The organism is Streptomyces odontotermitis, from assembly GCF_050510915.1.
GTDB lineage: Bacteria > Actinomycetota > Actinomycetes > Streptomycetales > Streptomycetaceae > Streptomyces.
The window spans coordinates 545,695-557,919 of record NZ_JBNJLS010000003.1; the positions used below are offsets into that span (position 1 = coordinate 545,695).

The following is a 12,225-nucleotide window of genomic DNA, read 5'->3' on the forward strand; positions in this document are numbered from 1 at the left end:
TCTCACGGCAGCAGCCGGACCCGCCCGGAGTCGAGGTCGCAGCGGGCGGCGGCCACCGTGGCGGGGCGTAGCGCGGGGTCGCGGCGCAGGGTGTCCCGCACCCGGGTGGTGTGGGCCGTGAGGGTGTGCTCGGCCCAGTCGCCGGGCAGCCCGCGGCAGGAGCGGGCCGCCGGGGCGATCGCGTCGACGAGGTGGCGCAGATGGCCCGGCACCGCGGCGCCCGTGCGCAGCCATGCGAGGGTCGCGGCGACGGCGCCGCAGCGCTCGTGGCCGAGGACGAGCACCAGCGGGATGTCCAGCTCGGCGGTCCCGTACTGGATGGAGCCGAGCACCGCCTCGTCCAGGCACGCCCCCGCCGTCCGGACGCAGAGCAGATCGCCGGGCCCCTGGTCGAAGACCAGCTCCGGCGCCGCGCGCGAGTCGATGCAGCCGACGACGACGGCGAGGGGGTGCTGGCCGTCGGCGAGCGCGTGGCGCACGGCGCGGCCCTCGTGCGGATGGCGTGAACGCCCGGTCGCGTAGCGGCGGTTGCCCGCGAGCAGGACGTCGAGGGTGGCGGAGGCCGCGGAGGCGGAAGCCGTACGGGGGACGGCGGCGGAGGCCGTACGGGGGGTGGCGGCGGGAGTCGTACGGGGGACGATGGCGGGAGTCGTGTGCGGGGCGGCGGCAGAGGTCGTGGTCGGCCGGATGGCGAGTGCGGCGGTGGCCGCGGTCAGAAAGGCCCTGCGGTTCGGCACGCACTCACCGTACGGACGAGGCCGTCACTCCCGGTGGCTGTTGGGCGGCCCTTGGTTGATTCGTCGTCGGATCATCGCTCGCCCGAGACCGGTTCTTGATCGGCAGCCGGGGCGTGCGCCGTGTCCGCCGGTATGTGCGCCGTGTTCCGCCTGGCGAGCGCCCAGTACAGGAGCGCCGGGACCGCGAGGCCGACGATCCAGGAGATGTCCGCGCCGCCGAGCGGGTCCACCAGGGGGCCGGTGTAGAAGTGCGTGGCGAGGAAGGGGAGTTGGGCGAGGAGGCCGACCGCGTAGACGACGAGGGCGTCCCAGCGCCACGCTCCGTAGCGGCCGTGCGGGTCGGAGAGGGCCGGGATGTCGTAGCGCTCGCGGGAGATCAGGTAGTAGTCGACCAGGTTGATCGCGGACCACGGCGTGAAGAAGGTCAGCAGGAACAGCAGGAAGTCCTTGAACGAGCTCAGGAAGCTGTCCTTGCCGAGCAGCGCGACCGCCGTGCCCGCCACCATGATCACCGCGATGTACGCGGCCCGGCCGCGCGGCGAGAGCGCCCGCTGGCCCCGGAAGCCGCTGATGCTCGTCACCATCGACATGAAGCCGCCGTAGGTGTTGAGCACGTTGATGGTGAGCTTGCCGAGCGCGATCACGAAGTAGAGGAAGGCGGCGACCGCCCCGGTGCTGCTGCCGCTGAGCCCGACGACGTACCCGACCTGGTTGGCGAGGAAGGCGTCCCCGGCGCTCGCCGCGACCAGCACGCCGAAGGTCATCGCCCACTGCGAGCCGAGCGCCGAGCCCGACAGGGTCCACCAGAAGGTGGCCTTCGCCGAGGTGGAGCGCGGGAGGTAGCGCGAGTAGTCCGCCACGTACGGGCCGAAGGCGAGCTGCCAGGAGGCGGAGAGGGAGACGGCGAGCAGGAACACCGGCAGGTCGAAGTGGGCGTCGTGGAGAAGCGCCGAGAGGTCCACGCGGTCGATGAGGCGGATGCCGAGGTAGACGAAGGCGAGCGCGCAGATCACGCTCGCGACCCGGCCCAGCGCGTGGATGACGCGGTAGCCGACGGCCGCCATCACCGCCGTGACGACGGCGAAGATCACGATGCCGGTGGTGTGGTTCGTGTGCGTCAGCTCGGCGGTGGCCTGCCCGGCGAGCACGCTGCCGCTGGCGAAGAAGCCGACGTACATGAGGATGACGAGCAGCAGCGGCACGACGGCGCCGCGCACCCCGAACTGGGCCCGGGACTGGATCATCTGGGGCAGCCCCAGCTTCGGCCCCTGCGCCGAGTGCAGCGCCATCACGGCGCCGCCGAGGACGTTGCCGATGACCAGGCCGACGACCGACCACACCACGTCGCCGCCGAAGACGACGGCGAGGGCGCCCGTGACGACCGCGGTGATCTGGAGGTTGGCGCCGAGCCAGAGCGTGAACTGGCTGAACGCGCTGCCGTGCCGTTCGTCGTCCGGGACGACGTCGATGGAGCGGCGCTCCACCAGGTCTTCTGCCGCCATGCGCCCAGGCACCCCCTGCCGCTCGCGGGCTCGGAGGGGAGTCCCCTTGCCCGGCTGTATATCGTCATGCAGAGTTCTGGGTGGCTGAATAGATTGTCAATGGCCGCGCGTAAATCACCGGTAACAGATGCTCGGTGGGCAAGATCGAAGTCCGGTAGAGGAGGGAATGCCCCACATGATCGTTGTCCTGGACGGCCGCGGCCTCCCCGTCGCCGACGTCGTGCGCCTCGCCGACTCGGCCGCCCGCCCGGTCCCCGGCACCGACGCGATGAAGCGCGTCGAGACGTCCTGGAACGCCGCGCGCGAGATCGCCGCGTGGGGCCGCGTCTACGGCCGCTCCACCGGGGTCGGCGCCAACCGGACCGAGGACGTGCCCACCGAGGCCGCCGCCGACCACGGCCTGCGCCTGCTGCGCTCGCACGCCGGGGCGGTCGGCGCCGAGCTGCCCGCCCGCGAGGTCCGCGCGATGCTCGCGGTCCGCGCCAACCAGCTGCTCGCGGGCGGCGCGGGCCTGCGCCCCACCGTCGTCACGGCGCTCTGCGCGGCCCTGGAGACCGGCGCCCACCCGCGCATCAACGAATTCGGCTCCGTCGGTACGGGGGACATCGCCGCCCTCGCCCAGCTGGGCCTGGCCCTCGCCGGCGAACACCCCTGGCAGGGCGAAGGAGCACCCCCGGAGCCCCAACCCCTCGACAACAACGACGCGTTGGCGTTCATCAGCTCCAACGCCCTCACCCTCGGCCAGTCCGCGCTCGCCCTGCACGAGCTGCGCGGCCTGATCGCCGCGACGCAGGTCGTCGCCGCGCTCTCGCTGCTCGCCGTCGACGGCTCGTACGAGGCGTACGCGCTGCCCGTGCACGAGGCCCGGCGCCACCCCGGCTCCTACGCGGTCGCCGAGCGCATGCGCCGCCTCCTCGGCGCCCCCGACCGGCCGACCCCGCCGCTCGGCCGGATCCAGGACCCGTACGGCTTCCGCTGCGTCCCGCAGATCCACGGGCCCGCGCAGGACGCGGCGAGCGCCCTGGAGGACGTCCTCACGGTGGAGATCAACGCGGCCGCCGAGAACCCCCTGATCTCCCCGGACGACATGGCGGCCTACCACCACGGCGGCTTCTACCTCGCCCAACTCGCCCTGGCCCTGGACCACTTCCGGCTCGCGGTGACCCAGGTGGCCCGCCTGTCGACCTCCCGCCTCTCCACCCTGAACGAGCCCGCCTACACCCGCCTGCGCCCCTTCCTCGCGGACGGCGAACCGGCGTCGTCCGGCGTGATGATCCTGGAGTACGCGGCCGGGGCGGCCCTCGGCGACCTGCGCGCCTTCTCGGCGCCCGCGTCCCTCGGCCACGCGGTGCTCTCGCGCGGCGTCGAGGAGCAGGCCAGCTTCGCCTCGCTCGCGGCCCGCCAGACGCTGCGGGCGTGCCGCGCGTACCGCCTGGTCGTGGGGTGCGAACTCGTCGCCGCCGTACGGGCGTTGCGGATGCGGGAGCTGCGTCCGGAGGCGGGCCTGCCGGTGGCGCGGGCCCTGGACATCGCCGAGTCGGCCCTGGGCGCGGAGATCGCGGACCGGCCGCTGACGGATGATGTGACGGCCGCCGCGGAGCTCCTCGACCGGTTCACGGAGCTGTGGGACCCGGCGACGGACGGGAACGCCCCGGTGGCGGACGGCACCATGGACTTCGGCTCGGATTCGGCAGTAAGGGGAACGGCATGAGCGACAGCCCTGCCGCGCGACTGCAAGTGCTCTTCGAGGGGCACCGCCTCACACCCACGCAGCGGCGCATCGCCCACTGCATGGTGCGGCGCGCCGCCGACGTCCCCTTCCTCTCCAGCGTCGAGCTGGCCGAGCTCGCCGGGGTGAGCCAGCCGTCGGTGACCCGCTTCGCGGTGGCCCTCGGCTTCGACGGCTACCCCGCGCTCCGCCGCCACCTGCGGGACGTGGCGCCCGCCGGGCCCGCGGCGGCGGCCACGGCCAACGAGTACCAGCAGGCCGTCGAGGCGGAGATCGAGAACCTCCGCCACCTCGCCGAACTCCTCGCGGACACCGGCCCGGTGGAGCGCGCCGGGCAGCTGATCGCGGCGTCCCGGCCGCTCCCCGTCCTCGGCCTGCGCGCGGCGGCCTCCCAGGCGTACGGCTTCGCCTACTTCGCCGCCAAGGTCCACCCCGACGTGCGGCTCCTCAACGAGAGCGGCTCGATGCTGACCGACCGCATCGACGGCGCGGTGCGGGCGGGGGCCACGGCCCTGCTGTGCTTCGCGCTGCCGCGCCACCCGAAGGAGGTCGTGGACACGCTCGGGTACGCGCGGGAGGCGGGGCTCACGGTGGTGACCGTGGCGGACTCGGCGTTCGCCCCGGTGGCGAAGGTGTCGGACCTGCTGCTCCCCGCCGCCGTGGGGACCGGTCTCGCCTTCGACACGGCGTGCGCGCCGATGCTCCTTGGACGGGTGCTGCTGGAGGCGATGTGCGACGGACTGCCGGACGCGCAGGCGCGGTTGGAGGAGTTCGACGTGGGGGCGGCGGCGCGGGGGCTGTTCGTGGAGTAGTCGGCGGGAGGCAAGGGCCGCGTCAGTCCCGTACGCGCAGCACCAGGTTGTTGACCACCCACAGGACGACGCCTATCGCGATCAGCACCCCCGCCCGGATGTAGACCTCCGCCGGGCGGTCCGCCAGCGGGCTCGCCAGGATCAGGGCCGTGACCGCGCCGAGCACCGGAAGGGCCGTCGGGGCGCGGAAGTGCCGGTGCTCCACCGGGTCGCGGCGCAGCACCAGGACCGCGACGTTGACCACCGCGAACACGCACAGGAGCAGGAACGCCGTGGTGTCGCCGAGACCCTCGATCTCGCCCGTCGACACCAGGCCGATCGCGAGCAGCGAGACGAACACGATGCCGACGACCGGGGTGCGGCGCCCGGACAGGACGCGGCCCATCGCGCGCGGCAGGATGCGCTCGCCCGCCATGCCGTAGCAGAGCCGCGAGGCCATCATGATGTTGATCAGCGCCGAGTTGGTGACCGCGAACAGGGCGATCACGGCGAAGAGCTTGTGCGGGAAGTCGACGCCGCCCGCCCTCACGACCTCCAGGAGCGGGCCGCTCGAACCCTCCAGCGTCCTGGAGTCGACCAGCAGGGACGAGACCAGGGCCACCAGGACGTAGATCGTGCCGGTGACCGCGACCCCGATGAAGATCGCGCGCGGGAACGTGCGCACCGGGTCCTTGGTCTCCTCGGCCATGTTCACCGAGTCCTCGAAGCCGACGAAGGCGAAGAAGCCGAGCGCCGTCGCCCCCAACACCCCGGTCAGCAGGGCGTATCCGGTGCCGTCCGATTCGAACTCGGTCAGCCGCGACGGCTCGCCGTCGCCCGTCAGGACCGCGTACGCGCCGATCGAGAGGATGATCAGGAGGCCGGTCAGCTCCACGAGGGTGAGCACCACGTTCGTCTTCACGGACTCCGAGACGCCGCGCATGTTCAGCGCCGCGAGCAGCACGATGAAGGCGATCGCGACGAGGGTCGGCGGCAGCGCGTCGTCCGTCAGCTCACCGAGGTAGTCGCCGCTGAAGGCGCGGGCCGCCGCGCTCGCCGACGAGAGCCCCGAGCACATCACCATGAAGGCGATGATGAAGGTCAGGAAGGGCGTCTTGAACGCCTTCTGCGTGTAGAGCGCGGCCCCGGCGGCCTTCGGGTACTTGCCGACCAGTTCGACGTACGACGCGGCCGTCAGGATCGCCACGACGAACCCGATCGCGAAGGGCACCCACAGCGCGCCGCCGACCTTCCCCGCGACCTTGCCGGTGGTGGCGTAGATGCCGGTGCCGAGGATGTCGCCGACCACGAAGAGGATCAGCAGCTTGGGGCCGATGGCGCGGTGCAGTGCGGGTTCTTCCACGGGCGGTGGTGCGGTGGTGGGCGTGTCCGATGTCGTCACAGGAACCTCCCCCGAGAGCGGGCCCGTACGGGCCTGGAGGGGAAGGTCTGCCCGTGAGCCGCGTCGCCATGCGGGAGTTGAGGAACCTCAGAGCCGGCGCAGGGCGTTCTTGTCCGTGCCGCCGCCCGACTCCGCCACGATCTCGTCGAGCGTCTGCGCCGCCCGTACGACCGCGAACTTCGCCGCGCCCCCGGGCTCCGCCGTGAACCCGTAGATCCCGGGCCGGGCAAGGCTGTTGTACGCGTAGTGGTGCGCGAAGTAGTACGCGCCGGTGTCCAGCGCGGCGACGTAATCGCCCTGTTCGAGGACCGGCAGCGGGCGGTTCTCCGCCAGCAGGTCGCCCGCGAAGCACGCGGGCCCCGCCACGTCCTGCCCCACCGCCGCCCCGCTCTTGGGGCGCCCCGACGCGTCGTACGCGGCGACGCGCAGCGGCCACGCCTCGGGCGCGTACACGGTGCGCGCCGCCACCTGCACGCCCGCGTGCGTCACCGCGATGCGGCGGCCGCCTGCCTCCTTCGCGTACTCGACGCGCGCAAGGACCGTGCCGTGCTTGGCGAGGAGCGCGCGCCCGAACTCCGTGACCAGGCCGTACCGCCCGTCGAGCAGCCCCGGCACCCGGGACTTGAGGCGGCGCGCGTACTGCGCGAACGTCGGACTCTCCTCGTCCGAACCGAAGTTGACGGGCAGGCCGCCGCCGATGTCGAGGGTGTCGACCTGCCGCCGCCCGGCCCGTTCGTTGATCTCCTCGGCCAGTTCGTACGTGGCGGCGACGCCCCGGACCATCTTCTCCAGGGGCATGCCCTGCGACCCCGAGTGCGCGTGCAGCCGGGTCAGCCACGGCCGGTCCAGGTAGGCCCGCACGATCCACTCGCGCGCCCCCTCGTCCCGCAGCGGCACCCCGAACTTCGAGGTCTCGGTGGCGGTGGACAGGGCGCCGATCGAGCCGCCCCCGATCTGCGGGTTCACGCGCAGGCCGAGCGGGGAGCGGCTGGGCGCCGACTGGACCAGGGCGTCGATGCGGGCCAGCTCCTGCGGGTTGTCCGCGTTCACGGCGATGCCGAGGGCGAGGGCCTCGCGCAGCTCGGCGGGGGTCTTGGCGGGGGAGTCCAGGACGGTACGGGCCGGGGGCACGCCCGCCGCCCGCGCCAGGGCCAGCTCGCCGGGGCTCGCCACCTCGGCGCCGATCCCGGCGTCGCGCAGCAGCCGCAGGACGGGGACCAGCGGGGTCGCCTTCACGGCGAAGGCGTGCAGCACCGGTGTCCCGGGCGCGACGACCTCGTCGAAGGCGGCGCGCAGGGCGGCGGCGCCGGCCCGGATCCCGGTGACGTCGAGCAGTCCCACCAGGGGGACGGCGGGTCCGACGAGCCCCTGCTCCACGGCGGCGCGGACGGCCTGGTCGCGCCGGGCGGCGAGGGGTGCCGTGGTGGGCGGAACGGCATCCGTCCGGACAGGGGTGGCGGTGCCGAGCTGCTGTGTCACGTCGTCGAGGCCCATGTGGTCCAGACAACCATTCGAAGGCCGAGCCCGCCGTCCGTATCCATTGACTAGCCCTATTCACTCCACCAGGATGTGAATATCAAGGTGACAGTCGCAGCGAGGAGGCACCCCCATGTCAGTCCCACCCGTCTCCCACCACCGCCCTCAACCGAGGCCCTCCGGGCCGCCCCCTTCTTCTCGCCCCGTACGAGCCCCGCGCGGTACGGAACTGAGCGCCCTGGGATGGCAGCAGGAGGCCGCCCTCCGGATGCTCCAGAACAACCTCGACCCCGAGGTCGCCGAGCACCCCGACAAGCTCGTCGTCTACGGCGGCACGGGCAAGGCGGCCCGCGACTGGCGCTCCTTCGACGCGATGGTGCGCACGCTGAAGACCCTCAAGCAGGACGAGACGATGCTGGTCCAGTCGGGCCGCCCCGTCGGCGTCATGCAGACCCACGAGTGGGCCCCGCGCGTCCTCATCGCCAACTCCAACCTCGTGGGCGACTGGGCCAATTGGGAGGAGTTCCGCCGCCTGGAGCAGCTCGGCCTCACCATGTACGGCCAGATGACGGCGGGCTCCTGGATCTACATCGGCACGCAGGGCATCCTCCAGGGCACGTACGAGACGTTCGCGGCCGTGGCCGCGAAGAAGTTCAACGGCACGCTCGCGGGCACGATCACCCTGACCGCCGGGCTCGGCGGCATGGGCGGCGCCCAGCCGCTGGCCGTCACGATGAACGACGGCGTGGCGATCTGCATCGACTGCGACCCGCGCGCCATCGAGCGCCGCATCGAGCACAAGTACCTGGACGTGCAGGCCGATTCGCCGGAGCACGCGCTCCAGCTCGCGGTCGAGGCGCGCGACGCCCGCCGCCCGCTCTCCATCGGCCTGCTCGGCAACGCGGCGGACCTGCTCCCGCGCATGCTCGCCGAATCGGCCCCCATCGACATCGTCACGGACCAGACGTCGGCCCACGACCCGCTGGCGTACCTGCCCACCGGCGTGGCCTTCGAGGACATGGCGGACGCGGCGGCCAAGGACCCGGCGGGCTTCACGACCCGCGCGCGCGAGTCGATGGCCCGGCACGTCGAGGCGATGGTCGGCTTCATGGACGCGGGCGCCGAGGTCTTCGACTACGGCAACTCGATCCGCGGCGAGGCCCAACTGGCGGGCTATGAGCGCGCGTTCGCCTTCCCCGGCTTCGTCCCCGCCTACATCCGCCCGCTCTTCTGCGAGGGCAAGGGCCCGTTCCGCTGGGCGGCGCTGTCGGGCGAGGCGTCCGACATCCACAAGACGGACAAGGCGATCCTCGACCTCTTCCCGGAGAACGAGTCCCTGCACCGCTGGATCAAGATGGCGGGGGAGAGGGTCCACTTCCAGGGCCTTCCGGCGCGCATCTGCTGGCTCGGCTACGGCGAGCGGGACAAGGCGGGCGAGCGCTTCAACGACATGGTGGCGAGCGGGGAGCTGGCCGCTCCGCTGGCGATCGGCCGCGACCACTTGGACTGCGGCTCGGTGGCGTCCCCCTACCGCGAGACGGAGGCCATGCTGGACGGCTCCGACGCGATCGCCGACTGGCCCCTCCTGAACGCGATGGTGAACGTCGCATCGGGCGCCTCCTGGGTCTCCCTCCACCACGGCGGCGGCGTCGGCATGGGCCGCTCCATCCACGCGGGCCAGGTCTCGGTGGCGGACGGCACGAAGCTGGCGGGCGAGAAGATCCGCCGGGTGCTGACGAACGACCCCGGGATGGGCGTGATCCGGCACGTGGACGCGGGGTACGAGGGCGCGGAGCGGGTGGCGGACGAGAAGGGTGTGCGGGTGCCGATGCGGGAGGGCGACGACAAGTGAGCTCCCATGGAGCCCGTCCGGCGATTGAGGGCGAGGCCGCCCAGGCCGATGGGGGGCCAGGGGCGCCGCCCCGGGACGGGCGCCCCAGGGCGGCGGAGCCGCGGGATCCGGGTAGGGGCGGGCTTGGGGAAATGAACCCTCCCTCCTTCACCGAGATGTGGGCCGACCTGGCCCCCCTCGGCCGCAACCCCGAGTCCAAGGGCTACCGCCGCTACGCGTGGACGGCCGCCGACGCCGACTGCCGGGCCTGGTTCAAGGACCAGGCCGAGTCCCGCGGCCTCACCTGCGAGCTGGACCGCAACGGCAACCAGTGGGCCTGGCTCGGCGACCCCACCGCGGGGGACGCCGTGGTCACCGGCTCCCACCTCGACTCCGTCCCCGACGGCGGCGCCTTCGACGGCCCCCTCGGCGTCGTCTCCGCCTTCGCCGCCCTCGACGAACTCCGCGCCCGCGGAGCCGAGTTCACCCGCCCCCTCGCCCTCACCAACTTCGGCGACGAGGAGGGCGCCCGCTTCGGCCTCGCCTGCGTGGGCTCCCGCCTCACCGCGGGGCAGCTCACCCGCGAAGCGGCGTACAAGCTCACGGACGCCGACGGGACGACCCTCCCCGAGGCGATGGAGCGCGCCGGGTACGACCCGGCGGTCATCGGCCCCGACCCCGAACGCCTCGCCCGCGTCGGCGCGTTCATCGAGCTGCACGTGGAACAGGGCAGAGCCCTCGACCTCTCCGGTGACCCCGTCGGCATCGCCTCCGCCATCTGGCCGCACGGCCGCTGGCGGTACGACTTCAGGGGCGAGGCCAACCACGCGGGCACCACCCGCCTGGTCGACCGCCGCGACCCGATGCTGAGCTACGCGGAGACGGTCCTCGCCGCCCGCCGCGAGGCCGAACTCGCGGGCGCGGTGGCCACGTTCGGGAAGATCGCCGTCGAGCCGAACGGCGTCAACGCCATCCCGTCGCTGGTCCGCGGCTGGCTGGACGCGCGCGCCGCCGACCAGTCGGCGCTCGACACGGTGACGGCCGCGGTCGAGAAGGCCGCCCGCGAGTACGCGGACCGGCACGGCATCGACCTCGATGTCGTACGGGAGTCCTTCACGCCGGTCGTCGAGTTCGCGCACGCGCTCCGCGACGAACTGGGCGCGATCCTGGGTGCTGGACGACAGCGGCAGGTCCCCGTCCTCGGCACGGGCGCCGGACACGACGCGGGTATTTTGTCCGCGTCCATCCCCACGGCCATGCTGTTCGTACGGAACCCCACGGGCGTCTCGCACTCCCCGGCGGAGTTCGCCGCCGAGGACGACTGCGTGGCCGGGGTGACCGCACTCGCCGACGTACTGGAAGGGCTGGCCTGCAGGTGACGACGGAACAGACGGAGCGGGCAGACCAGACGTACTGGCTGGAGCACGCCTGGCTGGACACGAATGTCGAGCCGGGCGTGGCGGTCGAGGTGACGGGCGACCGCATCACGGCCGTCCGCACCGGGGCCGAGACACCCCCGCCCGGCGCCACGGTCCTGCGCGGCCTGACCCTCCCCGGCCTCGCCAACGCCCACAGCCACGCCTTCCACCGCGCGCTGCGCGGCACGGTCCAGGTGGGCTCGGGCACGTTCTGGACGTGGCGCGAGGTCATGTACTCGGTCGCGGACCGCCTCACCCCCGACACGTACCACGCGCTGGCCCGCGCGGTGTACGCGGAGATGGCCCTCGCCGGGATCACGACGGTCGGCGAATTCCACTACCTGCACCACCAGCCGGGCGGGACCCCTTACGGCGACCCCAACGCGATGGGCGAGGCGCTGATCCAGGCGGCGGCGGACGCGGGCATCCGCATCACGCTCCTGGACACGGCGTACGTGGCGTCGGGCCTGAAGACGGCGACGCGCGGCGAGGCCCCCAACCGCCACCAACTCCGCTTCTCGGACGGCACGACACAGGCGTGGGCCGAGCGCGTCGAGGGCCTGAAGGACCGCCCGCACGCCCGCATCGGCGCGGCCGTCCACTCCGTACGAGCGGTCCCCGCCGCCCAGTTGGGCACGGTGGTGGAGTGGGCGGAGGCCCGCCGTACCCCCCTGCACGTCCACCTCTCGGAGCAGACGGCGGAGAACGACGCGTGCCAGGCGGTCCACGGCCGCACCCCCACACAGCTCCTCGCCGACCACGGCGTACTGGGTGTGCGGACGACGGGCATCCACAACACCCACGTATCCGCCGAGGACATCACCCTCCTCGGCCGTTCCGAGACGGGCACGTGCATGTGCCCCACGACGGAACGCGACCTGGCGGACGGCATCGGCCCGGCGGTGGCCCTCCAGCGCGCGGGCAGCCCCCTCTCCCTGGGCAGCGACAGCCACGCGGTGATCGACATCCTGGAGGAGGCGCGCGCGATGGAGCTGAACGAACGCCTCCGCTCGCACACGCGCGGCCACTGGACGGCGGCGGCGCTGCTGCGGGCGGCCACGGCGGACGGGCACGCGGCGCTCGGCTGGCAGGACGCGGGCGTCATCGAGGCGGGCGCGCTCGCGGACCTGACGACGGTGGCGCTCGACTCCGTACGGACAGCGGGCCCCGTCCCGCGCCTCGCCGCCGAGACGGCGGTGTTCGCGGCGACGTCGGCGGACGTCCGGCACACGGTGGTGGGGGGACGGCACGTCGTACGGGACGGGGTGCACGAGCTGGTCCCGGACGTGCCCGGTGAACTGGCGCGCACGATCGCAGAGTTGAAGGAACAGGGGTAAGC

Annotated in this window: 9 protein-coding genes; 5 read left to right on the forward strand and 4 right to left on the reverse strand. The window is 73.1% G+C overall.

Going from position 1 to position 12,225, the window contains the following annotated elements; translation table 11 throughout:
• Nucleotides 1-2 precede the first annotated feature (2 nt).
• Both ACQB60_RS13180 and ACQB60_RS13185 read right to left on the reverse strand, forming a co-directional pair.
• Nucleotides 3-737, reverse strand: a complete 735-nt coding sequence (locus tag ACQB60_RS13180) for a carbonic anhydrase (protein ID WP_496926100.1) — start codon at nt 735-737, stop codon at nt 3-5.
• Nucleotides 738-808: 71 nt separating this feature from the next.
• Nucleotides 809-2,239: a purine-cytosine permease family protein gene (locus tag ACQB60_RS13185; RefSeq protein ID WP_496926101.1), complete on the reverse strand. Its 1,431-nt coding sequence runs from the start codon at nt 2,237-2,239 to the stop codon at nt 809-811.
• Nucleotides 2,240-2,414: 175 nt separating this feature from the next.
• On the opposite strand from ACQB60_RS13185, the gene ACQB60_RS13190 reads away from it, so the two are divergent.
• Nucleotides 2,415-3,950 (forward strand): aromatic amino acid ammonia-lyase, encoded by a 1,536-nt coding sequence (locus ACQB60_RS13190; protein WP_496926102.1) that lies wholly within the window; start codon nt 2,415-2,417, stop codon nt 3,948-3,950.
• Complete coding sequence (locus ACQB60_RS13195; RefSeq protein ID WP_496926103.1) at nt 3,947-4,780, forward strand: MurR/RpiR family transcriptional regulator; 834 nt, start codon at nt 3,947-3,949, stop codon at nt 4,778-4,780. The genes ACQB60_RS13190 and ACQB60_RS13195 overlap by 4 nt, the downstream gene beginning before the upstream one ends.
• 22 nt (nt 4,781-4,802) lie before the next feature.
• Here ACQB60_RS13195 and ACQB60_RS13200 read toward each other — a convergent pair whose 3' ends face one another.
• Entirely contained in the window at nt 4,803-6,161 is a 1,359-nt protein-coding gene (locus ACQB60_RS13200) for an APC family permease (protein WP_496926104.1), read from the reverse strand.
• A gap of 87 nt (nt 6,162-6,248) precedes the next feature.
• Nucleotides 6,249-7,655 carry a type III PLP-dependent enzyme domain-containing protein gene (locus tag ACQB60_RS13205; RefSeq protein WP_496926105.1) on the reverse strand — a complete coding sequence of 469 codons (1,407 nt, stop codon included), beginning with the start codon at nt 7,653-7,655 and terminating at the stop codon, nt 6,249-6,251.
• Between the two features lie 115 nt (nt 7,656-7,770).
• On the opposite strand from ACQB60_RS13205, the gene hutU reads away from it, so the two are divergent.
• The 3 genes from hutU to ACQB60_RS13220 all read left to right on the forward strand — a co-directional run bounded on the left by hutU (nt 7,771) and on the right by ACQB60_RS13220 (nt 12,223).
• Nucleotides 7,771-9,489 carry a urocanate hydratase gene (gene hutU / locus ACQB60_RS13210; RefSeq protein ID WP_496926106.1) on the forward strand — a complete coding sequence of 573 codons (1,719 nt, stop codon included), beginning with the start codon at nt 7,771-7,773 and terminating at the stop codon, nt 9,487-9,489.
• A 131-nt stretch (nt 9,490-9,620) separates the two neighbouring features.
• Nucleotides 9,621-10,847, forward strand: coding sequence for an allantoate amidohydrolase (locus ACQB60_RS13215; protein WP_496926107.1), 1,227 nt, complete (start codon nt 9,621-9,623; stop codon nt 10,845-10,847).
• Nucleotides 10,844-12,223 (forward strand): formimidoylglutamate deiminase, encoded by a 1,380-nt coding sequence (locus ACQB60_RS13220; protein WP_496926108.1) that lies wholly within the window; start codon nt 10,844-10,846, stop codon nt 12,221-12,223. Before ACQB60_RS13215 ends, ACQB60_RS13220 begins: the two co-directional genes overlap by 4 nt.
• Nucleotides 12,224-12,225: the final 2 nt, after the last annotated feature.

Coding starts and splice junctions, on each gene's coding strand:
- ACQB60_RS13185 (WP_496926101.1), bottom strand. CDS start 2,239: ATGGCGGCAGAAGACCTGGTGGAGCGCCGCTCCATCGACGTCGTCCCG.
- ACQB60_RS13190 (WP_496926102.1), top strand. CDS start 2,415: ATGATCGTTGTCCTGGACGGCCGCGGCCTCCCCGTCGCCGACGTCGTG.
- ACQB60_RS13195 (WP_496926103.1), top strand. CDS start 3,947: ATGAGCGACAGCCCTGCCGCGCGACTGCAAGTGCTCTTCGAGGGGCAC.
- ACQB60_RS13205 (WP_496926105.1), bottom strand. CDS start 7,655: ATGGGCCTCGACGACGTGACACAGCAGCTCGGCACCGCCACCCCTGTC.
- hutU (WP_496926106.1), top strand. CDS start 7,771: ATGTCAGTCCCACCCGTCTCCCACCACCGCCCTCAACCGAGGCCCTCC.
- ACQB60_RS13215 (WP_496926107.1), top strand. CDS start 9,621: ATGAACCCTCCCTCCTTCACCGAGATGTGGGCCGACCTGGCCCCCCTC.